Genomic DNA, 22,469 nt, shown 5'->3' with positions numbered 1-22,469 from the left:
CACACGCACATCGAACAGAGAAGTTCGGTGGACCGAATCCTTCTGTGCGTATACCCTGACGTAGGAGAACAGCACTGCCGAAGGAGTCAGCGTCATGACCTACGCACTTCCCAGCACCACCCCGCGTCGGCGCACTCATGTCGGTACCGTCGACATCGCTGGGACCGCCTGGCCGGTCTACAAGGTCGAGGCGCTCGTGCTCGGAGCCCTCGTGTTTCTCGGCGCTCTGGCATTCACCACGTCGCTGCAGGTGGCAGTACTGACCAGTGCTGCGGCCACCGTCGTTACGTGGTGGACGCTGCTGTTCGCCGAACGCCGCGCGACCGTACGCCGATAGCGTTCACGCATCCTTTGCTAGCCGCACCTGCTGTGAACCGGTGATCACGCACGCTCGGTGACCGAATGTGACTCTCGGTCACCGAGCGTGCATCAGCCTGCCAAGCAGCCTGGTCCGAGCAGCGCCTTCAAGTCACCCATCAAAGCCGACGTGGGCGTGACCCGCAGACTGTCGTCCAGCTTCATCGCCGTCACCTTGTCCCCACTGACCAGCCGGAGATGCACGTCGGACGTGCCCGGGTGACTCTTCAGAATCCGCTTCAGTGCTCCGACCTTGTCGGCCGTGCACTGACGGGTCGGGAGGCTGACGGCGAGAGGCTTCGCGACACCGACCGCCGAGAGGTCCGGCACAGCAAGGTCGTTGGCGATCAGGGAGATTCGATCGTCACGTACCGACACGCGCCCCTTGACGAGAACCACCGAATCCTCGGTCACGTCGGCGCCGAACACCGAGTAGGACTGCGGGAAGAACAGAACCTCGATTCCGCCGACGAGGTCCTCGAGTTGAGCCGACGCCCACGTGAGACCGTTCTTGTTGATCCGGCGGTTCACCGACGCGAGGATGCCGCCGATGGTGACCTGCGTACCGTCCTTGACATCGCCTTCGAGAATGGCAGGAATGTTGGTGTCCGACTGGGCCGCGAGCATGTGCTCGACGCCGAGCAGCGGATGGCCGGACACGTACAGGCCGAGCATCTCGCGCTCGAGCGCCAATCGGTGCTTCGATTCCCACTCGTCCTCGGGGACACGAACATTGAACACCGCGGAAATCGACTCGTCGGCGTCCTCTCCGCCGAACAGATCGAACTGTCCGATTGCCTCGGCCTTCTTCGTGCCCATGACCGAATCGATGGCGTCGGCGTGAATGAGCATCAAGCCCTTGCGCGGATGATTCAGCGAATCGAACGCACCCGACTTGATGAGCGACTCGGTGACCTTCTTGCTGCAGGCCGTCGCATCGATCTTGTTCAGGTAGTCCGAGAAGTCGGTGTACTTGCTCTTCTCCTCGCGTGCCCTGATGATCGACGCCACCACGTTGGTGCCGACGTTGCGGACCGCGCCGAGACCGAACCGAATGTCCTTGCCCACGGACGCGAAGTTGAGTTCGGATTCGTTGACGTCCGGGGGCAGGACGGTGATCCCGAGCTTGCGGCAGTCCGCCAGGTAGATGGCGGACTTGTCCTTGTCGTCGGACACGCTGGTGAGCAGACCGGCCATGTATTCGCCGGGGTAGTTGGCCTTGAGATAGCCGGTCCAGTAGGACACCAGACCGTATCCGGCTGCGTGCGACTTGTTGAACGCATATCCGGCGAACGGAAGAATGGTGTCCCACAGGGCCTTGATCGCGGGCTCGGAGAAGTCGTTGGCCAGCATTCCCTCACGGAATCCTGCGTACGCCTCTTCCAGCACCGACAGTTTCTTCTTACCCATGGCGCGACGCAGAATGTCGGCCTGTCCGAGCGAATACCCGGCGACCTTCTGCGCGATCTGCATGATCTGCTCCTGGTACACGATGAGGCCGTACGTGTCCTTCAGGATCTCCGCGAGAGGCTCTTCCAACTCCGGGTGGATGGGCTTGACCTCTTGACGACCGTTCTTGCGGTCGGCGTAGTCGTTGTGGGCGTTCATGCCCATCGGTCCCGGCCGATACAGGGCCAGAACGGCGACGATGTCCTCGAAGCCGGTGGGCTGCATTCGTCGCAGAAGATCACGCATCGCGCTGCCGTCGAGCTGGAACACGCCGAGAGTGTCTCCGCGAGCAAGCAATTCGTACGTCGCGGGGTCATCGAGCCCCAGCGTGTCGAGGTCGAGTTCGATCCCGCGGTTGCTCTTGATGTTGTCGATGGCGTCACCGATGACGGTGAGGTTGCGTAGGCCGAGGAAGTCCATCTTGAGCAGGCCGATGGCCTCGCACGAGGGATAGTCCCAACCGGTGATGATCGCGCCGTCCTGCGCGCGCTTCCACACCGGGATCGCGTCGGTCAGCGGCTCCGAGGACATGATGACCGCGCAGGCATGGACGCCGGCGTTACGGATCAGCCCTTCCAGGCCACGCGCGGTCTTGTAGATCGTCGCGACATCGGGATTGGAATCGATGAGCGCACGAACCTCGGTCGCTTCCTTGTACCGCTCGTGCGCCGGATCGGTGATGCCAGCGACCGAGATGTCCTTGGCCATGATCGGCGGCGGCAACGCCTTGGTGATCTGATCGGCGATCGCGAATCCGGGCTGCCCGAACTGAACACGAGCCGAGTCCTTGATGGCGGCCTTGGTCTTGATGGTGCCGAACGTGATGACCTGAGCGACGCGGTCGCTTCCCCACTTCTCCGTCGCGTACCGAACCATCTCACCGCGGCGACGATCGTCGAAGTCGATATCGATATCCGGCATCGACACACGTTCGGGATTGAGGAACCGCTCGAACAGCAGACCGTGCGGCAGCGGATCGATGTTGGTGATACCCATCGCGTACGCGACGAGAGAACCCGCGGCCGAGCCTCGGCCGGGACCGACGCGAATACCCACGTCGCGGGCGTGTGCGATGAGGTCACCGACGACGAGGAAGTACGCCGGGAAGCCCATCTCCAGAATCACGCTGATCTCGTACTTGGCACGATCGCGGTATTCCTGGGGCACACCGCCGGGGAACCGCCATTCCAGACCCTTGTCGACCTCTTTGGCCAACCACGTACCCTGCGTCTCGCCTTCCGGCACAGGGAAGATCGGCATCCTGTCACGGTGGGCCCACACATCGTCGTACGGCTGGACGCGCTCGGCGATGAGCAACGTACTGTCGCACGCACCCGGCACCTGATCGTCCCAGAGGGCCCGCATCTCGGCGGCGGATTTGAGGTAGTAACCGTCGCCGTCGAACTTGAAACGGGTGGGATCGCTGAGTGTCTTACCGGTCTGGATGCACAGCAACGCCTCGTGGTTCTCCGCGGCGTCCTTGGTCACGTAATGGCAGTCGTTGGTGGCGAGCGGCGGAATCTGCAGCTTCTTGCCGATCTCGAGCAAACCCTCACGGACCCGACGCTCGATCGACAGACCGTGGTCCATGAGCTCGAGGAAGAAGTTCTCCGGACCCCAGATCTCACGCCACTTCGCTGCCGCTTCGAGCGCCTCACGGTCCTGACCGAGACGCAGACGCGTCTGCACCTCACCCGACGGGCACCCCGTCGTCGCGATGATCCCCTCCGCATGCGCGGCGATGATCTCCTCGTCCATCCGGGCCCACTTGCCCAACTGCCCTTCGATGGACGCCAGAGAGGACAGCTTGAACAGGTTGCGCACACCCGTCGCGTTCTCCGCGACCATCGTCATGTGCGTGTACGCGCCACTACCGGACACATCGTCGGACTTCTGGCTGCGGTCACCCCACAGCACACGCTTCTTGTTGAACCGAGACTCCGGCGCGATGTACGCCTCGATACCGATGATCGGCTTGATGCCGGCCTTCTTCGCCTCGTTGTAGAACTCACTCGCGCCGTACATGTTGCCGTGGTCGGTCATACCGACCGCCGTCATCTCCAACCGACTCGCCTCTGCGAACAACGGCGCAATCTTGGCCGCTCCGTCGAGCATCGAATACTCGGTGTGGTTGTGCAGATGTACGAACGAGTCAGTCACGAAGATGTCTCCTACTGGGTCGAGCTAGATCGAGCCGGGTCGTACGGGCCGAGATGTCCGCGCGCGAAGTGCACCTGATTCTAAGCGCTCGAACCGACAGAGCATTCCTGGCTCTCGGTGTGTCCGGCCCCCGCGCGTGTCGGCCCTGGCCCGGCGCGCCGACGGTCTCGCCGCGCCTGTAACCGCCGCCGAACGGGCGTACGTCACGGAGTAGGAACGGGCCCGTCGTCCGGCAGCGGGCCGACGACGTCCGCATAGTCGGGAAGTAGGGCGCGCACGGCGAATCGGCCTGCGATAGCGTCCGCGGGCAAGGCCTCGACCGCCCGAACCCCGTCCCCGGCGTCGACGGTTCCGAGTTGCTCCGAAGAGCCGCGGACGATCAGTCCGACGACACATTCGCACCCCTCGAGCAAGCGTGCGGAAGACACTGCATCGATCTGCGATTGGCGATCCCACTGCCCGGTCGAACCATGAAGTCTCGATCCCGCAACGGCCGCCGAGCCCAGCACCGACGCCTCGGTTCCCGGCACTCCGACGGAGATGACCTGGGTCTGGACGCGCTCTAAGGGAACTCGGAGCAGAACCTGCGCGATCCGTACGTCCTGCACCGCGTCGTACGCGCGCGCGGGTGCAACCTCGGCGTCGAACGACACCAACGCCCACTGCATCTCGGAATTGCTCCCCGCCGAGTCCTGGTCGGCGGAGTCCTCCGCGAGCGTCTCCTCCGCCCACGCCAGGTACTCGGACACTGCTTCTCCGGTGTCCGGACCGAGGGTGTCGGTGTTCACCCCTGGCCGGGGCACCGGATTCGCGGTTCCGAGGGCGAACAGCAGAACCACCGCGGCCAGGACCGTCGCCGCGGCCGTTGCCGCACCCGACATCCGCGTCATGCCGCGCGCAGCACCTCGAGTGCGTGCTCGAGGTCAGCTGGATACTTGCTCTCGATCTCGACCCACCGACCGTCCGACGGATGCGCGAATCCGAGTGTCTTGGCGTGCAGCCATTGACGTTCCAGGCCGAGACGGTCGGCGAGCTTCGGGTCGGCGCCGTAGGTGAGGTCTCCGCAACACGGGTGCCGCAATGCGGAGAAGTGAACGCGAATCTGATGAGTCCGACCGGTTTCGAGGTGCACGTCGAGCAGGCTGGCCGCCTGGAACGCCTCGATGGTGTCGTAGTGCGTGATGCTCGCTTTACCGTCGGCCCGCACCGCGAACTTCCAGTCGTTGCTGCCGTGCCTACCGATCGGTGCGTCGATGGTGCCACTGCTCGGATCCGGATGGCCCTGCACGAGCGCGTGATAACGCTTCTCGATCGTGCGCTGCTTGAACGCCCGCTTCAACACCGTGTACGCGCGCTCGCTCGTGGCGACGACCATCACGCCCGACGTCCCGACGTCGAGGCGATGCACGATGCCCTGCCGCTCATGGGCACCGGACGTGGAAATTCGGAACCCCGCTGCAGCAAGCCCACCGATCACCGTCGGTCCCGTCCACCCGACGCTCGCGTGCGCCGCGACCCCGACCGGCTTGTCGACCGCGACGATGTCGTCGTCCGCATAGAGAATCTCCATGCCCTCGACCGGCTCCGCTTCGATGGTCAGCGCGCGAGCAGGTTCGGGAAGCAGCACCTCCAAGTACGCACCCGCCGACAACCGATCCGACTTCCCCAGTGCCGACCCGTCGACGGAGACGGACCCTTCCTCGGCGAGAGTCGCCGCGACCGTCCTGGACAGACCGAGCAGCCGCGAGACGCCCGCATCGACCCGCATGCCGTCCAAGCCGTCGGGAATCGGCATGGAACGCGATTCCCTCATTTCTGTCCCGCCGTTCCCGAGTCGGTGCTCGCTGCGGCATTCTTCTTCGACGTGGTGGCCCGCTCACCGTTCGGTTCGAATCCGAACAGGCTCAGCGCGACGAGGAGTATCGCCCCACAGACGATCGACGAGTCCGCGACGTTGAACACCGGCCACCATCCGATGGACACGAAATCGACCACGTGTCCCTGCAGCGGTCCGGGCGATCGGAAGAACCGGTCGATGAGATTTCCGAGAGCCCCGCCGAGCACGAGTCCGAGGCCGAGAGCCCACCACGGAGAGCGAAGGGTACGGCCGATCCGGATCACCCCGATGACGACGCATACCGCGACGATCGTCAGAAGCCAGGTCATGCCGGTGGCCATCGAGAACGCTGCGCCGGGATTACGCACCATCCGAAGTGTGACGACGTCGCCGATGATCTCCACCGGGTTGCCCGGCTTGATCCAGTGCACGGCCGCGATCTTGGTGATCAGGTCGAACGCGAGGACGACAACGGCGATCAGGACCAGCATCCTGGTACGCAGCGGCTTCGGTGCCACACCGGTGGCAGGGTCTGCGTCGGTGCCGGACACCACGGTGTCGTCGGGTTCGGCCTTCTGATCGCGGTGCGGGTCGGAGCTCGTCGAATCGGTCGGGCGGTCGTCACTCACCCCCCTATCATGTCGCATCGCCCCGGCACAGCCGAATCCCGGATCGACACCGAGGGGTCCGCGGGCGGGCCGCACGCGCACGGCTTCGCCGACGGTGTCCGGTGAAGTGGCCGGAGCGTGTCCGTAGCCTGGTCCCGTGATCTCGCGTTCCCGAAACCCGATTCGACGTATCCGAGTTCTCGCCGTGGCCGTCGCCGCCACCACACTGTTGGCGGGGTGCGGGTCGTCCGACGACGAGGCATCGTCGGAGACGGACACCTCCGCCACGACGTCGAGTGTGTCGCTGCCGGTGACTCCGGTGACGACCACCCTCGTCGACCCCGGCGCCGAGCCCAGGACCGCGGTGACGCGGAACATCTCCGGCGAACAGTCGGTACGGCTGACGACGCGGTCGACCGTCACCCAGCAGATCGACGACCAGGCAGTACAGGACTTCTCGACGCCGAATCTGACGGTCCCGCTGACGGCACGTGCGTCGGGGGCCAGCGGTGACGAGGTCGATCTCACGATCGGGGTCGCGACGTCGGCGGATCAGCGTCTGACGGACCAGCTCGCCGCGGCCGACGGTTCCGGCGCCGGGTTGACCGTGACCGACGGCGGGGCCGTCACCGCGCTGTCCATCACGCCTGCGGACGCGGCACAGGACGCAGCACGTGCGGCAATAGAACAAGCGTTGAACCAGGCGGTGTACCGGTCGATTTCCTTTCCCGAGGAAGATCTGGGAATCGGCGCGGTCTGGACGGCTCAACAGCAAGTCATCAGCGGTCTGACGCTCAATCAGACGACCACCGCAACCCTGCGCGCGCGGGAGGGTGACGTGCTGACGATCGACCTGCGAATCGATCAGACGCCGGAGTCCACGACCCTGGAACTGCCCGACGACGCCGGCCAACTCGCGATCGACAACTACACGATGTCCGGCACCGGAACTCTGCGCATCGACCTGACGAAACCGCTTCCGGTATGGGGAGAGGTGACCGTCGGTGGCAGTCAGCAATACAGCGACACCGACGGCACGACGGTTCTGCGTCAGGACATCAGTGACACCCTGGAATGGGCGTCGGAGTGAGGTCCGCAGCTGGATCGGTACGTACTGCCGCAGTGTGCGCGGGGGCTCTTCTGGTCCTCGGCGCCTGCGGTGGGACGGACGACGCGGGTGCCGCCGGTGCCGACACCGACACTTCCCCGGCTGCTCCGGTCACGGTCGTCGACGCCCCTGACGTTCTCTCCGGGTCCGTCGTCACCGACTCCGTAGATCTGCAATCCCGCATGCTGACGCCCAGCGACCTTCCCGACGGGTATGCGGTGGTTCCGGATCCGGTGCGTGATCTCGGGCTGGACCCGGCTCCGGAGTACGACTCGCCTGATCGGTCCGGCACCGAGCCGCAGGAGTGCGCCGACGTTCTCGCGGCTGTGGGGACGCAGTCGGCGGGCGCATCGGCGGTGGCGGACGTCAGGTACTCGGGACCGAATTTCTCGTCCATCGACGAAGACGCCGCCAGTTACGCAGGCGGCGAGGACGGTGCCGGAGGCGCTGGAGAGGCGTTCCGCACCGTGCAGGACACGCTCGTCGGCTGCGCCGAGTACACGGGCACGGACGCCGACGGGATCGACGTCGACTTCTCGCTGTCGGCTCGGGACCAGTCCCCGGTAGGTGACGCGTCGACGTCGTTTCGGCTCGCGACCACCAGCGAAGGGTTCACGCTGGTGTCCGACGTAGTGATCGCAGTAGTCGACCACACCGTGTTCCAGCTGTCCGTCACCAGTCAGGAAGGCGTCGACGCGGCATCGTTCACCGCACTCGCCGATGCAGCAGCCGAGCGTATACGTGGTGACCTCGGGTCCTGACCGAGACGAAGGCACACGAAAGCCGGTGCCGCACTCCGAACGAGGAGTACGGCACCGGCTTCGAGGTACCGCGAAAAGCTAGGTGACTACGCGCACGCAGGCGAGGTCAGCTGCGCCAGCTGGACGAGACCACATGCGTTCTCCTTGGACAGCTTCCATGCGCCGTCCTCGGCAACGAAGATGAAGTTGCCCGGGTTCGCCTGACCGTTGATGGTCAAGGTCGCGCCCGTGTTCAGGGTGCCGTCGCCGAGGTCGTCGACACTGGTGATCTCGACGGTGGCGCCGTTCTGCACAGCAGCGGCCGCGACCTGCTCGATGAGGCCCGGATCTTCCTCGGCGCCCTGGATGAGGGCCGCCTTCTCCTCGACCGGGACAGCCGGGTCGAGACCGCGAGCGAGTTCGGCGTTGAGCTCTTCAGCCGTGGGCACAGGTGGGTAATCGCCCGATGCCTCCGGTGCCGCCGACGCCGAGGACGTCGTGGAAGCTGCCGACGTCGTGGTCGTCGTGTCGCCACCGTCGTCCGAGCTACATGCGGTCATCGTCAGCGCAGCAGCGATCGCCACGCCGGCGACTACGGCCTTTCGGGTGTTACGGAGCTTCAAGTGCTTATCCCTTCGGTTGTACTGCTCAGTCGTTCACGTGAACCGGACATAGAGGCCGGTCTCGGCTGTTCCACTATGCCATTGGAGGCCTCGGGCGGAAAGAAGCGTCGCTACTCGCCGGTAGCCGAGAGCGTCATTTCAGGACGAGTCACTGTCATTTCAAACTGTCCAGTGGATCCGCCACAACGAGCTGCTCGTCCCCCTCTGCGAAAGTACGGGCTCGACCCGGTCCGGTGGACCGTGTCTCGAACCGAACCGTCACCACGGAGTGGCCTGCCCCTTGCACCCATCCGTGTCCGTGTTCAGGATGCCTCACGTCCATGCCCGGATGCCACCTCTGCTGCGGTTCTCTTACCGAAGGCACAATTTCGCCCGTGGTCGTGGGCGACGTGGACGTGTCCTCCGGTTCGTGATCGAGTTCGGGAAACAGCGACCCTTGCTGCACGGTGGACAGCCCGGCGAGGCCGACACCGACCAGCCGGATCGGACCGAGTTCCACCGGGTCCAGCACCTGACGCTGTGCCGTCGCGACGATGGTCTGCTTGTCCACGGTCGCGTACGGCAACGTCGCCGACCGAGTCACGATGCTCATGTCCGATTTCCGCAGCTTCAGCACCACCGTGCGTGCGCCGCGCCCGTCCTTCACCAGGCGTCGGTGCGCGGCTTCCGCGCTCCGTTCCACCGCAGACCTCAACTGCGCCAAGGTCACCAGATCGTGTGCGAACGTCGTCTCGGCGCTGACCTGCTTCGCTTCGGCGCGCTCGGCGACGGCTCGATCGTCGATCCCACGCGCCAGCCTGTGCAGCCCCGGACCCACCGTCGCACCGAGGATCGACGCCACTTCCGACTCCGGCGTCGCGACGAACTTACCGATCGTGTCGATGCCGAGCTTTCGAAGTTTCTCGTCGGCGACCGGCCCGATTCCCCACAACTTCCGCACCGGCAACGCAGCCATGAGAGCACTTTGTTCGGCCGGCGCGACCACAGTCACGCCGTCCGGCTTCGCCAGACCGGACGCGATCTTCGCGATCTGTTTACCGGAACCGGCGCCCAACGACGCCACGAGGCCCGTCCGTTCCATGACGAGTGCCCGCAGCATCTCGCAGAACTCCGCCACCTCGGCCGCGGTGGCGCCGACGAGTTCGACTGGCTCGCCGAACGCCTCGTCCATCGACAGCTGCTCGAGAACAGGCATCCTCGTGCGCAGACCGTCGAACACCGTCCGACTGACGCTCTGGTACAGCGCGCCGCGCGGCGGCAGCACGATCGCGCCGCCGCCCACCAATCTGCGAGCCTGATGCATCGGCATGGCGGAGCGCGCGCCGAAGACACGCGCCTCGTAGCTGCAGCCGGCGACGACACCGCGACCGCCTGCTCCGCCGACCAGAACGGGGCGTCCGCGCAAGGTGGGCCGGGTGAGCTGCTCGACCGACGCGAAGAACGCGTCCATGTCGAGATGCAGCACCCATCGCCTACTGCGAGCGTCGGTCACGACCGAAAGATACTCCGGAACGCAGACATCACAGTCCGTGCCTCATGGGATGCCGACACGACGGTCGAAGGCCATGTCACGACGCGTCGCCTCGGCCGGTACCGAGGTCGAAGCCGAGCGCTGCAGCCGCGTGCTCGGGAGTCGGATCGGCCCACAGGTCGGCGTACACGTCGTTCGCGGACAGCGACCGCGTCACCGCTCTGTCGATGTACACCGTCCCGTCGAGGTGATCGGTCTCGTGCGCCACGATCCGCGCGGGCCATCCACCGAACTCCTCGTCGACCACGGCGCCGTGCAGGTCGGTGCACCGAAGCCGCACCGACGCCGCCCGAGGGACGACCGCCTGGTAGCCGGGCATGCTCAGGCATCCCTCGTAGAAGCTTCGCCGAGCCGACCCGACGTCGTCGTAGCGCGGGTTGACGATCACTCGGAACGGAAACGGCGTGCGCTCCCGCTGCGTCGCGACCTCCTCGGACACCGGGTACATGTCCTCGATCACCGCGATTCGCAGCGGGACGCCGATCTGCGGCGCAGCGAGACCGACACCGGGCGCGTCGTGCATCGTGGCCCGCATGACCTCGACGAGGTGTTCGAGCGTGCGCGGCTCGAGCTGATCGGTCAACGCGGCTGCCGCTGTGCGCAGCACCGGATCACCGACCGTGACGATCGGAAGGACGCCGTCGTGCGCGTTTGACAGCAGCTCACGGACGGCGCCTTCCATCACCGCGTCGCGGGTCATCGCGAACGGGTGACCGATACGCGGGTACCTTCCCCGAGTTCGACGGCGTCGTCGCCCGGATCACCGTCGACCAAGCTCAGGGCCAGAACCTCGCCGGCGATCAACGAGCGGTGCGTGTCGAGCCATTCGCGGCGTTCGGCCGGAACCTCGATGACGATGTCGATCCGATCGGACACCTCGAGGCCCAGTGTTCGGCGGGCCTCCTGGAGCTCACGGATTCGGTCTTTCGCCCACCCCTCGGCCTCCAGCTCCGCGGTCACCTTGGAATCGAGCACGACCAGACCGGCGTTGCCCGGCAGAGCGGCAGTGGAGTCCGGTTCGGCCGCAACCAGCTTGCGGGTGTACTCCGTCGGGAGCAGTTCGATGCCTGCGGCACTGACCGTGCCCGATGCATCCTCGCTCCACTCCCCTGCTTTGACCGCCTTGATGACCTTCTGGACGTCCTTGCCGATCCGAGGACCTGCCGCACGCGCGTTGACGACCAGTTCGAATTTGCCGTGCACGGCAACATCGTCGGTGAGGTCGACCTTCTTGACGTTGACCTCGTCGGCGATGATGTCGGCGTACGGACGCAGTCGTTCCGCGTCCTCGGCGGCGACGGTCACCTCGGGGAGCGGCAACCGCACCCGAAGGTTCTGGGCCTTCCGAAGTCCGAGTACCGCGCCGCACACCGAACGCACCTCGTCCATCGACTCGACCAACTCCGGATCGGCAGGCAAGTCTGCTGTCGCCGGCCAGTCCGCGAGGTGGACCGACCGTCCACCGGTCACACCGCGCCATACCACTTCGCTGACCAACGGCAACAGCGGCGCAGCAAGTCGCGTCACGACCTCGAGCACCGTGTGCAACGTGTCGATCGCGTCGGAGTCCTCGCTCCAGAACCGCGAACGTGACCGTCGCACATACCAGTTGGTGAGCGCGTCGCAGAACGTACGCAGCTCGTCGCACGCCCCTGCGATGTCGTGGACCTTGAGCGCTTCGGTGATCGCGTCCCGCGTCGCCGCCAGCTTGGCCAGAACGTACCTGTCCAGCACGTTCGGCGAATCCGTTCGCCACGTACCCGGCTTGCCTGCGTACAACTGCAGGAAACTCCACGCATTCCAGATCGGCAGCAACGCCTGGCGGACGCCCTCACGGATGCCTTGCTCGGTGACGATCAGGTTGCCACCGCGCAGGATCGGCGACGACATCAGGAACCAGCGCATCGCATCGCTGCCGTCTCGGTCGAACACCTCCTTGACGTCCGGGTAGTTGCCCTTGGACTTGCTCATCTTGAGACCGTCGTCGCCCAGCACGATGCCGTGCGCCGCAACGGTCTTGAACGCAGGACGATCGAACAACGCGGTCGCGAGCACGTGCAACGTGTAGAACCAGCCACGAGTCTGGCCGTTGTACTCGACGATGAAATCGCCCGGGTTGTGTGCTGTGGCATCCCCCGTCGTTCCGCTCGCCCCGGAAAACCACTCTGCATTCTCGAACGGGAAATGCACCTGCGCGTACGGCATCGACCCGGACTCGAACCAGCAGTCCAGGACCTCGGGAACCCGTCGCATCGTGGACTTGCCCGTCGGATCGTCCGGGTTGGGACGCGTCAGATCGTCGATGTACGGACGGTGGAGATCGTCCGGACGCACGCCGAAGTCACGCTCGAGCTCGTCGAGGCTGCCGTACACGTCGATACGTGGGTACTCGGGATCGTCGGACGTCCACACCGGGATCGGGCTGCCCCAGTACCGGTTTCGACTGATGTTCCAGTCGCGTGCGCCTTCGAGCCACTTGCCGAACTGCCCGTCCTTGATGTGCTCGGGCACCCAGGTGATCTCTTGGTTGAGCTCCACCATGCGATCGCGGAACTTCGTCACCGCCACGAACCACGACGGGACCGCCATGTAGATCAGCGGCTGCCCGCTGCGCCAACTGTGCGGGTAGGAGTGCTCGATGGTCTCGTGACGCAGCAACCGACCGGACGCCTTCAGATCCTTGATGATGACGGGGTTGGCGTCGAACACCATCAGGCCCTGGTACGGCGGCACAAGTGCCGTGAACTTGCCACCGGGGTCGAGCGGCTGAACGACCTCGATGCCGTTCGCCGTCGCGACGTCCATGTCCTCTTCACCGAATGCCGGTGCGAGGTGCACGATTCCGGTACCCGAGTCGGTGGTGACGTAGTCCGCCTGCAGAAGACGATGCGAATTGGCGTGCCCCAGAAAGAAATCGAACGGCGGAGTGTAAGTGAGGCCGACGAGTTCCGCGCCGGTGTGCTCGGACAACACCTCGGGCTCGTCGCCGAGTTCGCGGGCGTAGTGCGTGAGACGTTCCGCGGCCAACACGTAGCGTTCGCCGTCGGTTCCGCGGACCTGCACATATCGAACATCGGGATGCACTGCGATCGCCAGGTTCGACGGCAGAGTCCAGGGCGTCGTCGTCCAGATCAGTGCACCCGCACCGTCGAGAGGCGACCCGGGTGCCGTCAGCGGCATCGTAACGGTGACCGCCGGGTCCTGACGCATCTTGTAGGCGTCGTCGAGCCGAGTTTCCTGGTTGGACAACGGGGTCTGCTCGTACCAGGAATACGGAAGGACTCGATAACCCTGATAGATCAGGCCCTTGTCGTACAACTCCTTGAACGCCCACATGACCGACTCCATGAAGTCGACGTCGAGCGTCTTGTAGTCGTTGTCGAAATCCACCCAGCGGGCTTGACGGGTGACGTAGTCGCGCCACTCGTCCGTGTACCGCAGAACCGACTGCCTGCAGTAGTCGTTGAACTTGGCGAGACCCATCTCGTCGATCTCGGATTTGTCCTTGATCCCCAACTGCTTCTCGGCTTCGAGCTCCGCGGGCAATCCGTGGCAGTCCCACCCGAACCGACGCTCCACCTTCTTACCGCGCATCGTCTGAAAGCGCGGAACGAGGTCTTTGACGTACCCGGTCAGCAGGTGACCGTAATGGGGAAGACCGTTGGCGAACGGCGGGCCGTCGTAGAAGACGAACTCGTCCGCACCCTCGCGACGGTCGACGCTGGCACGGAACGTTCCGTCCTCGGCCCAGAAATCGAGCACTCTGCGCTCGAGGTCTGGAAACGACACACCCGCGGCTTTCGGACCAACCATGTCGACCAACGGGTACTTGTCACCGTCGGTCCCCGCGACATCGCCGCTCTTCGAATCTTCGGTACTCATGACGGACGCTCCTGCCGTGCCGACGCCGTCGCTTCTGCGACGGCGATAGTTTCCTCGGCACGGGGACGACGATCGACGTGTGGGACGTCGACTACCGCGGTACCACCCCGCTTGCTTCATCGACGCCGGAAAACGATCCCTCGTCGACGAAGCCTCTCGCACTGCTGTGACGGGCTTACCCGTTCGGTTCTACTGAGCCGACCCGACCTCGACGGTCGATTCGGCCGTTCTTCCGAATGCTCCCCGGGGATGACCGGATCATCGCGTTCTTCTCGACAGTCGTTGTTCTCGACAGTCGTTGTTCTGTTCTCGATGTTCGTGATGACGACTTCGGACACCTCGAGGGTAACCGAAACGTCCACACAATCGATTCTCGGGTGGCGACTACTTCTCGGGTGGCGACCTGCGGCCGGTCAGCGCGCCTGCCAGCAACAGAATCGCGCCGACTATGCAGACACCGATGCACCCGTACGCCCAGACGACCGATCCGGTCGTCAGGGCGATGACCAGCAGCGCGAACCCGACACCCGCTGCGCACAGCGTCAAGACGAGCACTGTGCGCCTCGTTCCGCACGAGCCGGCTCACGCCGGGCGGGTTTCACGTCCGCAGCCATGCCGAACAGGCTGGGCGAGAATGCGTCAGTTGTTGCCCTTGGCATACGACTGGCTGTAGCCCGACGACTGCTCGTTCTGGTTGAAGCTGTCCGACCCGTTGTCCACCGGCAGAGCCGAGGAACGGTTCTCGAGCTCTTCGAGCTGGGATTCCAGGTAGGACTTGAGACGGACACGGTACTCGCGCTCGAACGTCTTGAGCTGCTCGATACGACCCTCGAGCACCGAACGCTGCTCGTTGATCGTCGCCATGATCTCGGTGTGCTTGCGCTCGGCGTCCGCCTGAAGAGCATCGGCCTTCTCCTTGGCCTGACGAAGCTGTGTCTCGGACCTCGTCTGAGCGTCGGACAACAGCGATTCCGACTTCTGACGAGCGTCGGTGACCATCGCCTCGGAGCGGGTCCGTGCGTCGGTGACGAGACGCTCTGCATTGGTGCGAGCGTTCCCCAGGAGCTGCTCGGACTCGGTCTTGGCGTCGCTGGTGAGCCTGTCGGCCATCTCCTGCGCGAGTCCGAGAATCTTCGCGGCTTGCATGTTGGAGTCGCCACCCTGCGCCGGCGCAGCCGCAGCCACGGGAGCAGGCGCCACCACCGGGGCGGGCTTGGGTGGCTCGACGGGGCGCTGAGGCTCCGGAGCCTTCTGCTGAACCGGAGCGGGCTGAGCCGGACCGGACTGTCGAGCCGACTTGGCATCCGACAGTTCCTGATCGAGCTCGCCCACGCGCTGGCGCAGGTCTGCATTCTCCTCGATCAGTCGCGACAGCTCTTGCTCGACGAGATCGAGGAAAGCATCCACCTCGTCTTCGTTGTAACCGCGCTTACCGATAGGCGGCTTGCTGAAAGCGACATTGTGCACATCAGCTGGAGTCAGCGGCATGGAAGGATCCCTTCACGCGTCTTGAGGCGGTAGAGCAAGCATTCAGTTATATCCCATTCCGCACTTGCCGGAACAATCAAACTGTAACTGGCGTCCATTCTGTCACATCGGTTGCGCAGGTCGCGCCTGTCCCCGATGTCTTTCATCAAAGTTCGATCAGTTCACGATCCCAGACTCCGCACGACGGACATCAGGATGAAAACGCCGAACAACAACACCATGATCGACAAGTCCAGTCGAACTCCCCCGAGATTCACGGGGGGAATCACTCTTCTCAGCAGCTTGACCGGTGGATCGGTCACGGTGAATATCGCCTCGAGCAAGACAACGACGATTCCCGACGGCCGCCAATCCCTGGCGAACGTCCTGATGAATTCGACGATGATGCGGCCGATGAGAAGAAGCCAGAAAATGAACAGTATGAAGTAGATCACCGCGAACAAGGCCACAGGTCATACTCTGCCCGAAAAGGTCGGCTCGATCAAAGCGAGCAGGTCAGAGACCTGTTCGAATCGATCGAGCCGAAGGAACGCACCAGTGCTGTCGATTGTCATTGCTGACTGTAGAAGCCCGTCTCGGCGATGCGACGCCGTTCCTGGGGGGACACGTCGATATCTGCCGGCGAGAGAAGAAATACTTTCGTTGCGACCTTGTCGAACGAGCCGCGAAGGGCGAAGGCGAGCCCGGCGGCGAAATCGACCAGACGCTTGGCGTCGGCATTGCTCATCTCGACGAGATCCATGATGACCGGAGTTCCGTCACGGAAACGCTCGCCGATCGTCCTGGCTTCGCTGTAATCGCGGGGACGCAGGGTGGTGATCTTCGACAACGCGCTGCCGTCGTCCGCCACCGGGCTACGGCGGGTCTCCGCGCGCGTCATCGGCTCACTGCGCAGGCTGCGCTCCTGCGCGTCCATACGGGTGTCCACCGCGAGGTTGCCGCGAGTGGACACGCCTCGTCCGGCCCCGGCCGACCGCGACGAGCGACCGCCGATGGGGGCAAGTGTCGGCGCGGAGCGAGGTGCCTCGTACTCGTCGTAGTCGTCGTCGAGGTCCTCGATCTCGGCACGGGACGAGCGCCGCGAGGAGAACGACGGCTTCGCGAACTCCCGGTCGTCGTCCGCGTAGGGATCGCGGCCGCGGACGGAGTGCCGCGATTCCGGCTCGTCGAGGTAGTCGTCTTCGTAGTCCGCAAGAGGAACCATGCCGAAGTACGCCTTGAACTTGTGCAGGGTACTCATTGATGCAGCCTTCCGTGCCGGGTACTTCGTTGCCGGTCTCCAGGTTCGCAAGTGTCAGGTGTGACTGATGTGATCCGTGGACTGTACTGGCGAGGTTATCGGCCGAGGGCCGAGTATTGCGGTACCGACACGCACGCACGTCGATCCGTGTAGAACAGCAGCCTCCAGATCGCCCGTCATCCCCGCGGACAGCTCGACTGCATCCGGGTGCTGCTCGAGCAACTGCTGGTGTACGGCCGACAGATCGGCGAATGCGTGATCCGGATCCGAGTCCAACGGCGGAACGGCCATCACTCCGGACAGGGTGAGCCCGTCGGTGTCGGCCACCTGATCGGCCAGCTCGAGTAGATGCTCTCGCTCGACTCCACCGCGATGGACGTCTCCGTCCAGACTCACCTGAATCAGGACCTCGAGCGGAGTGGACCTGGCCCCGTCGGACTGTGCTGCGTCCACCGCCTTGCCGAGAGCGGACACCAAGCGATCACTGTCGACCGAGTGGATCGACGTGGCCCATCTCGCGACGGATTTGGCCTTGTTACGTTGCAGATGCCCGATCATGTGCCACCGGGCCGGTTCGGTACCGAACGCTCCGGCCAATTCGTCGACCTTCGCCGACGCGTCCTGCTCGCGTGACTCGCCGAAGTCGCGGCATCCGAGACCGTGGAGAATCTCGATGTCCGACGCCGGGAAGAACTTGGTGACCGGAAGCAACATCACGTCGTCCACGGAACGGCCGGCTGCGGCGCACGCGGCGGCGAGCCGAGCCTCCACCGAGCGAAGTGCCTCCGAGATCTCGGATTCTCTGGTCGTCGTCATATCGACAGTCAAGCAGGACCGTCGGTGCGGCCGGCCGAGGTGTCCATCCAGATCACGCTTGCCGATCGTCCCGTCGGCGACCCGCGCCGATGGCTGAACAGGGTTCGGTCTTCGATGGTGCACCGAGGATCGACGGCGATCGACGTCACGCCGAGTCCGTGAAGTTGCCGTCTGATTCCGTCGCGGATGTCGAGGCCGGGCGTCTTTCTGACGGTGGTCGTGGCGCTACCGGGAAGGTGCTTCTCCACATCGGCCTGCATGTGCGCGGGCACCTCGTACTGACGCCCGCTCGCGGCCGGACCGAGGAAGGCACCGATTCGACGTGTGTCGGCTCCGAGCGCCACCATCGCCTCGACCACACGGGGAACGATGCCGATGCGCGCTCCGACCCTTCCGGCGTGTACAGCCGCGATCACACCGGCCTCGTCGTCGGAGAGCAGGACCGGCACGCAGTCCGCGGTGAGGACGACGAGTGCTAGATCACGGCTGGTCGTGACCAACGCGTCGGTGACCGGAACGGGCTCGGGGGTCGGACCGTCGACAACAGTGACGGTCCGACCGTGGACCTGTTCCATCCACACCAGTCGACCAGCGCCCATGCCGAGCTCACTACCGAGCCGCTCGCGGTTGGCGGCCACGGCCGACGGTTCGTCGCCGACGTGGTCGCCGAGGTTGAAGCTGTCGTACGGCGGCGCCGACACCCCGCCTGCCCGCGAGGTGGTGACCCTACGAACCTTGAAGTCGTTCTCCGCCATCTGCGATCAACGACGCATGAACGACGGCACGTCCACATCGTCTTCGCCGTCGTCCTCGGTGACGGGCATACGCCGACCCGAGTTGTTCGACCCTGACGATCCCGAGTTCGAGGACTGAAGCGGAGGCAGGCTGCTGCCGTTACCTGCACTGCCTGCACCGACCGGGTCACGGAACACGGCACCGGATTCGGTGGAGTCGGACCGAGACGACACCTCGCCGGATCGTGCGGATCCGATGGTGCTGCGTGAGGCGCCCGGAGCTGCTTCGACGGGACGTCTCGTCGGCGTCCCTCCATCGAAACCGGCTGCGATGACGGTGACGCGCACCTCGTCGCCGAGGGAATCGTCGATGACGGTTCCGAAGATGATGTTGGCGTCGATGTGTGCCGCTTCCTGGACGAGCGACGCAGCTTCGTTGATCTCGAAGAGTCCGAGGTCCGAGCCTCCCGCGATCGACAGCAGCACGCCGCGCGCACCTTCCATCGACGCTTCGAGCAACGGCGAGTTGATGGCGGACTCGGCTGCCTTGATGGCGCGACCCTCGCCGCGCGACGAACCGATTCCCATCAGCGCGCTACCTGCCCCCGACATGACGCCCTTGACGTCGGCGAAGTCGACGTTGATCAGGCCAGGCGTGGTGATGAGGTCGGTGATGCCCTGAACGCCGTTCAGGAGCACCTCGTCGGCGCTGCGGAACGCGTCCATCAGGCTGACGGCTGCGTCACCGAGCTGGAGCAGTCGGTCGTTGGGGATGACGATGAGGGTGTCGCAGGACTCGCGCAGTTGCTGGATCCCGGTATCGGCCTGCCCTCCGCGCCGCTTGCCCTCGAAGGAGAACGGGCGCGTGACGACGCCGACGGTGAGAGCGCCGAGCTTGCGAGCGATGTTGGCGACGACGGGTGCGCCACCGGTACCGGTGCCACCTCCCTCGCCTGCGGTGACGAAGACCATGTCGGCGCCCTTGAGCACCTCTTCGATCTCGTCCTTGTGATCGTCGGCTGCCTTGCGGCCGACTTCGGGATCGGCGCCTGCGCCGAGACCACGGGTGAGCTCACGGCCGACATCGAGCTTGACGTCGGCGTCGCTCATCAGCAGCGCTTGAGCATCGGTGTTGACCGCGATGAACTCGACTCCCTTGAGTCCCTGTTCGATCATGCGGTTGACCGCGTTAACGCCGCCGCCGCCGATGCCGACGACCTTGATTACGGCGAGGTAGTTGTGCGGGGGCGTCATTGGCTCTCGCCTTCCGTGGTTGTGTACTGGTCCGTCTTCGTACTCGGCTGATGCGCTTCGACAAAACCCTCAACCTAAACCATAGGCTTAAGGTTATGTCAAGTACTCGACGCTCGGAACGCTATTCACCGCAACGGAGATACGCCATTAGGCGCGCCGAGAAGTCGAGAAAAGAATTTGGGTTTCGTGAAAGTCACTTGGTGGTGGGCAGGTCCGGACTCGACACATCCAGGATCTGCCCCGGTTGAGACAATAGCGCAAGAGCCACAGCGGATTTCCGCTCGGATCTGTCGCGGTCTCCCCACACCACCGTCCTACCGTCGAACAGAATCACGGACACGTCCGACGCCGAACCCGCCCGAATCTCCCCGACCTGCACCCGCAGCGGTTCGGGCAACGAATCGAGCACTGCGAGAGCACTTTCCGTCGGTGGATCGCCTGTCACCGGGTTGTCGGTGACCAGACGAATCACTCCGGGAGGCGGCGGGGCGACGGCGAAATCCACGGCATCGGCGTCGAGCAGGTGGGTTCCGTCCGGTCGGTCGACGAACACGACCGGTATCCGCTCGGTGACGGTGACCCGGATGGTCGACGGGTACATCCGTTGCACCCGAACCGAAGCCAACGACGGAATCGACGCGACGCGCCGAGCGGCCGCGCCGGTGTCGACTCGAACGAGCTTCTCCCCCATCGGCACCGCCAGATCGGCGATCACCTCGTCCTCGGAGACCGACACCGCACCGCGTACGTCGATGGTCCGCACCGTCAGCACAGGTGAGAAGTACACGACGGCAAACCCCGCGAGTACGACGGCGACCACGGCGGCCGCGATCGTTCCAGCGCGTCGACGCGATCGCGACACCTTCGCGCGTTCGTCCTCGCGAGCCCGACGACGATCCGCTCGTTCCTGGGATTCGGCGCTCGGACGGGTGGTGTCGCGGTTGTCCCGGCGTGCGTACGCGCCCCGGTCCCGAGCTCCGCCCTTCGATGCACTGCCCGTGTCGACCTTGCCCGTGCCGACCTTGCCTGTGTCGACCTTGCCCGGGCCGCTCGGCGTTCCGGTGTCGGTCCGAGCGGCGTCCTCGCCGGAGGACGTGTCCTCGGTCGGACGCTTCGGACGAGACGTCACTGCGACGCCCGGCCGTGCCCGATCCGGAAACTCGTCCTCGAACGCAGCGCGTCGAGGATCGGCCCGGCCAGCATGGTGACGTCCCCGGCACCCATGGTGATGACGACGTCGCCGGGCTCGGCAAGAGACGCCACCTGCTTCGCCACCAGCGACAGGTCCGGTTGATAGATGACGGGCTTGGTCACTGCAGACGCGACGAGAGCTCCCGTCACGCCGGGAAGCGGTTCCTCACGGGCACCGTAGACGTCGAGGACGACCACCTCGTCGGCGATGGACAGAGCCTCACCGAACTCCGCTGCGAACGTCTCCGTACGGGAGTACAGGTGCGGTTGGAACACGACGACGACCCGGCCGCGTTCGCCCGCCCCTGCGGCGCTCGTGACGAGTTGCTGAGCTGCGCCCAGCACGGCACGCACCTCGGTGGGATGGTGCGCATAGTCGTCGAACACGCGGATGCCGTGTTCGCGCCCGCGAATCTGAAAACGTCGGTGCACACCGCCGAAGCCCGCAAGACCTTCCAGCAGATCCGTCGCTGCGGCGCCTGCCTGGGTTCCGGCTGTGAACGCGGCCAGTGCGTTCAGTGCCGTGTGTCGTCCGGGAACGCCGAGTCTCAACGTCCGCGGGCTCTCCTCCCCCGCGATCAACAGTTGGGCGACGCCTCCGACGTCCTCGGGTTCCCACTTCAGCAACCGAACCGCCATGTCCACGTCGCCCGCGTCGGTGTCCTCGGATCCGTATCCCAGCACGCGTACGCCCGGGAGCGCTCGTTCGTGGACGCGCCGAGCCAGAGCGGCCGATCCTGGATCGTCCATGCAGGCAACGAGCACTCCACCCGGTCCGAGCAACGCCGCGAAATCGTCGAAGACCTGCGTGTACGCCTCGGGAGTACCGAAGTAGTCGAGGTGATCGGCCTCGATGTTGGTGACGATGACGACGTTCGGGCTGTACTGCAGGAGCGAACCGTCGCTCTCGTCTGCCTCGGCGACGAACACGTCACCACTGCCGTGGTGCGCGTTGGTGCCGGCCTCGTTCAGTTCTCCACCCACCGCGAACGACGGATCGAAGCCACAGTGCTGCAGCGCGACGATCAACATCGACGTGGTCGAGGTCTTGCCGTGCGTGCCGGACACCAGCAGTGCCCGATAACCCTCCATCAGCGATGCCAACACCGTCGGCCGGAGCACGACGGGAATTCCTCGGCGCCCGGCTTCGACCAGTTCGGGGTTGGTCTTGGGTATCGCGGCGTGCGTGGTGACCACCACCGTCGGACCACCGGAGATCAAGTCGAGAGCCGAGGCATCATGACCGACACGAACCTGTGCACCACGAGCGCGCAGTGCCAGAACCCCTCGGCTTTCCTTCGCATCGGAGCCGGAGACTTCGCCGCCACGAGCGAGCAGAATCCTGGCGATGCCGGACATGCCGGCACCCCCGATTCCGACCATGTGAACCCGTCGGAGATCCTCCGGCAGTTCAGCGGGTAGCTCGGGCATGTCCGTCCTTTCGGTACCAC

General features: G+C 64.9%; 20 protein-coding genes. 3 read left to right on the top strand and 17 right to left on the bottom strand.

Going from position 1 to position 22,469, the window contains the following annotated elements:
• The first annotated feature begins 94 nt into the window (after positions 1-94).
• Positions 95-337 carry a hypothetical protein gene (locus CH290_RS06445; protein WP_033188573.1) on the top strand — a complete coding sequence of 81 codons (243 nt, stop codon included), beginning with the start codon at positions 95-97 and terminating at the stop codon, positions 335-337.
• Positions 338-429: 92 nt separating this feature from the next.
• On the opposite strand, the gene dnaE is transcribed toward CH290_RS06445, so the two are convergent.
• The 4 genes from dnaE to lspA form a co-directional block, all read right to left on the bottom strand.
• Entirely contained in the window at positions 430-3,966 is a 3,537-nt protein-coding gene (gene dnaE / locus CH290_RS06440; protein ID WP_019665901.1) for a DNA polymerase III subunit alpha, read from the bottom strand.
• Positions 3,967-4,169: 203 nt separating this feature from the next.
• Positions 4,170-4,856 (bottom strand): hypothetical protein, encoded by a 687-nt coding sequence (locus tag CH290_RS06435; protein ID WP_033188572.1) that lies wholly within the window; start codon positions 4,854-4,856, stop codon positions 4,170-4,172.
• Entirely contained in the window at positions 4,853-5,779 is a 927-nt protein-coding gene (locus CH290_RS06430) for an RluA family pseudouridine synthase (RefSeq protein ID WP_020111985.1), read from the bottom strand. Before CH290_RS06430 ends, CH290_RS06435 begins: the two co-directional genes overlap by 4 nt.
• Complete coding sequence (lspA, locus tag CH290_RS06425; protein ID WP_230594098.1) at positions 5,776-6,294, bottom strand: signal peptidase II; 519 nt, start codon at positions 6,292-6,294, stop codon at positions 5,776-5,778. Before lspA ends, CH290_RS06430 begins: the two co-directional genes overlap by 4 nt.
• 322 nt (positions 6,295-6,616) lie before the next feature.
• On the opposite strand from lspA, the gene CH290_RS06420 reads away from it, so the two are divergent.
• Both CH290_RS06420 and CH290_RS06415 read left to right on the top strand, forming a co-directional pair.
• Positions 6,617-7,501, top strand: a complete 885-nt coding sequence (locus CH290_RS06420) for a hypothetical protein (RefSeq protein ID WP_033188571.1) — start codon at positions 6,617-6,619, stop codon at positions 7,499-7,501.
• A complete protein-coding gene (locus CH290_RS06415; protein ID WP_230620891.1) occupies positions 7,498-8,280 on the top strand; it encodes a hypothetical protein in 783 nt (260 codons plus the stop codon). The genes CH290_RS06420 and CH290_RS06415 overlap by 4 nt, the downstream gene beginning before the upstream one ends.
• A gap of 86 nt (positions 8,281-8,366) precedes the next feature.
• Here the strand turns inward: CH290_RS06415 and CH290_RS06410 are convergent, their stop codons facing one another.
• From CH290_RS06410 to murC, 13 genes are all read right to left on the bottom strand, one after another.
• Positions 8,367-8,882 carry a WKL family lipoprotein gene (locus CH290_RS06410; protein ID WP_019665908.1) on the bottom strand — a complete coding sequence of 172 codons (516 nt, stop codon included), beginning with the start codon at positions 8,880-8,882 and terminating at the stop codon, positions 8,367-8,369.
• Positions 8,883-9,036: 154 nt separating this feature from the next.
• Positions 9,037-10,332: a DNA polymerase IV gene (locus CH290_RS06405; protein ID WP_441347090.1), complete on the bottom strand. Its 1,296-nt coding sequence runs from the start codon at positions 10,330-10,332 to the stop codon at positions 9,037-9,039.
• Between the two features lie 118 nt (positions 10,333-10,450).
• Positions 10,451-11,113 (bottom strand): peptide deformylase, encoded by a 663-nt coding sequence (locus tag CH290_RS06400; protein WP_033188569.1) that lies wholly within the window; start codon positions 11,111-11,113, stop codon positions 10,451-10,453.
• Positions 11,110-14,295 carry an isoleucine--tRNA ligase gene (ileS, locus tag CH290_RS06395; protein WP_033188568.1) on the bottom strand — a complete coding sequence of 1,062 codons (3,186 nt, stop codon included), beginning with the start codon at positions 14,293-14,295 and terminating at the stop codon, positions 11,110-11,112. Before ileS ends, CH290_RS06400 begins: the two co-directional genes overlap by 4 nt.
• Positions 14,296-14,679: 384 nt before the next feature.
• On the bottom strand, positions 14,680-14,850 hold the full coding sequence (locus CH290_RS30160) for a hypothetical protein (protein WP_019665913.1): 171 nt from the start codon (positions 14,848-14,850) through the stop codon (positions 14,680-14,682).
• Between the two features lie 84 nt (positions 14,851-14,934).
• Positions 14,935-15,783, bottom strand: coding sequence for a DivIVA-like cell division protein Wag31 (gene wag31 / locus CH290_RS06390; RefSeq protein ID WP_026347909.1), 849 nt, complete (start codon positions 15,781-15,783; stop codon positions 14,935-14,937).
• A gap of 161 nt (positions 15,784-15,944) precedes the next feature.
• Complete coding sequence (locus CH290_RS06385) at positions 15,945-16,232, bottom strand: YggT family protein (protein WP_019665915.1); 288 nt, start codon at positions 16,230-16,232, stop codon at positions 15,945-15,947.
• A 101-nt stretch (positions 16,233-16,333) separates the two neighbouring features.
• Positions 16,334-17,023 (bottom strand): cell division protein SepF, encoded by a 690-nt coding sequence (locus tag CH290_RS06380; protein ID WP_019665917.1) that lies wholly within the window; start codon positions 17,021-17,023, stop codon positions 16,334-16,336.
• A 54-nt stretch (positions 17,024-17,077) separates the two neighbouring features.
• Complete coding sequence (locus CH290_RS06375) at positions 17,078-17,839, bottom strand: YggS family pyridoxal phosphate-dependent enzyme (RefSeq protein ID WP_019665918.1); 762 nt, start codon at positions 17,837-17,839, stop codon at positions 17,078-17,080.
• A gap of 8 nt (positions 17,840-17,847) precedes the next feature.
• Positions 17,848-18,594: a peptidoglycan editing factor PgeF gene (gene pgeF, locus CH290_RS06370; RefSeq protein ID WP_020111979.1), complete on the bottom strand. Its 747-nt coding sequence runs from the start codon at positions 18,592-18,594 to the stop codon at positions 17,848-17,850.
• Positions 18,595-18,600: 6 nt separating this feature from the next.
• Positions 18,601-19,827, bottom strand: coding sequence for a cell division protein FtsZ (gene ftsZ, locus CH290_RS06365; protein ID WP_033188567.1), 1,227 nt, complete (start codon positions 19,825-19,827; stop codon positions 18,601-18,603).
• Between the two features lie 193 nt (positions 19,828-20,020).
• A complete protein-coding gene (locus tag CH290_RS06360; RefSeq protein ID WP_020111978.1) occupies positions 20,021-20,956 on the bottom strand; it encodes a cell division protein FtsQ/DivIB in 936 nt (311 codons plus the stop codon).
• Complete coding sequence (murC, locus tag CH290_RS06355; RefSeq protein ID WP_026347911.1) at positions 20,953-22,449, bottom strand: UDP-N-acetylmuramate--L-alanine ligase; 1,497 nt, start codon at positions 22,447-22,449, stop codon at positions 20,953-20,955. Before murC ends, CH290_RS06360 begins: the two co-directional genes overlap by 4 nt.
• Between the last annotated feature and the right edge of the window lie 20 nt (positions 22,450-22,469).

It is taken from the genome of Rhodococcus sp. 06-156-4, assembly GCF_002259345.1.
Taxonomy (GTDB): Bacteria; Actinomycetota; Actinomycetes; order Mycobacteriales; family Mycobacteriaceae; genus Rhodococcoides; species Rhodococcoides fascians_E.
This window is presented reverse-complemented; position numbering and strand designations above follow the sequence as displayed.

Excerpts from the sequence above, each read along its gene's own strand:
- CH290_RS06445 (WP_033188573.1), top strand. The coding sequence starts at position 95 with ATGACCTACGCACTTCCCAGCACCACCCCGCGTCGGCGCACTCATGTC.
- CH290_RS06435 (WP_033188572.1), bottom strand. The coding sequence starts at position 4,856 with ATGACGCGGATGTCGGGTGCGGCAACGGCCGCGGCGACGGTCCTGGCC.
- CH290_RS06430 (WP_020111985.1), bottom strand. The coding sequence starts at position 5,779 with ATGAGGGAATCGCGTTCCATGCCGATTCCCGACGGCTTGGACGGCATG.
- lspA (WP_230594098.1), bottom strand. The coding sequence starts at position 6,294 with ATGCTGGTCCTGATCGCCGTTGTCGTCCTCGCGTTCGACCTGATCACC.
- CH290_RS06405 (WP_441347090.1), bottom strand. The coding sequence starts at position 10,332 with ATGGACGCGTTCTTCGCGTCGGTCGAGCAGCTCACCCGGCCCACCTTG.
- CH290_RS06400 (WP_033188569.1), bottom strand. The coding sequence starts at position 11,113 with ATGACCCGCGACGCGGTGATGGAAGGCGCCGTCCGTGAGCTGCTGTCA.
- ileS (WP_033188568.1), bottom strand. The coding sequence starts at position 14,295 with ATGAGTACCGAAGATTCGAAGAGCGGCGATGTCGCGGGGACCGACGGT.
- wag31 (WP_026347909.1), bottom strand. The coding sequence starts at position 15,783 with ATGCCGCTGACTCCAGCTGATGTGCACAATGTCGCTTTCAGCAAGCCG.
- CH290_RS06380 (WP_019665917.1), bottom strand. The coding sequence starts at position 17,023 with ATGAGTACCCTGCACAAGTTCAAGGCGTACTTCGGCATGGTTCCTCTT.
- CH290_RS06375 (WP_019665918.1), bottom strand. The coding sequence starts at position 17,839 with ATGACGACGACCAGAGAATCCGAGATCTCGGAGGCACTTCGCTCGGTG.
- pgeF (WP_020111979.1), bottom strand. The coding sequence starts at position 18,594 with ATGGCGGAGAACGACTTCAAGGTTCGTAGGGTCACCACCTCGCGGGCA.
- ftsZ (WP_033188567.1), bottom strand. The coding sequence starts at position 19,827 with ATGACGCCCCCGCACAACTACCTCGCCGTAATCAAGGTCGTCGGCATC.
- murC (WP_026347911.1), bottom strand. The coding sequence starts at position 22,449 with ATGCCCGAGCTACCCGCTGAACTGCCGGAGGATCTCCGACGGGTTCAC.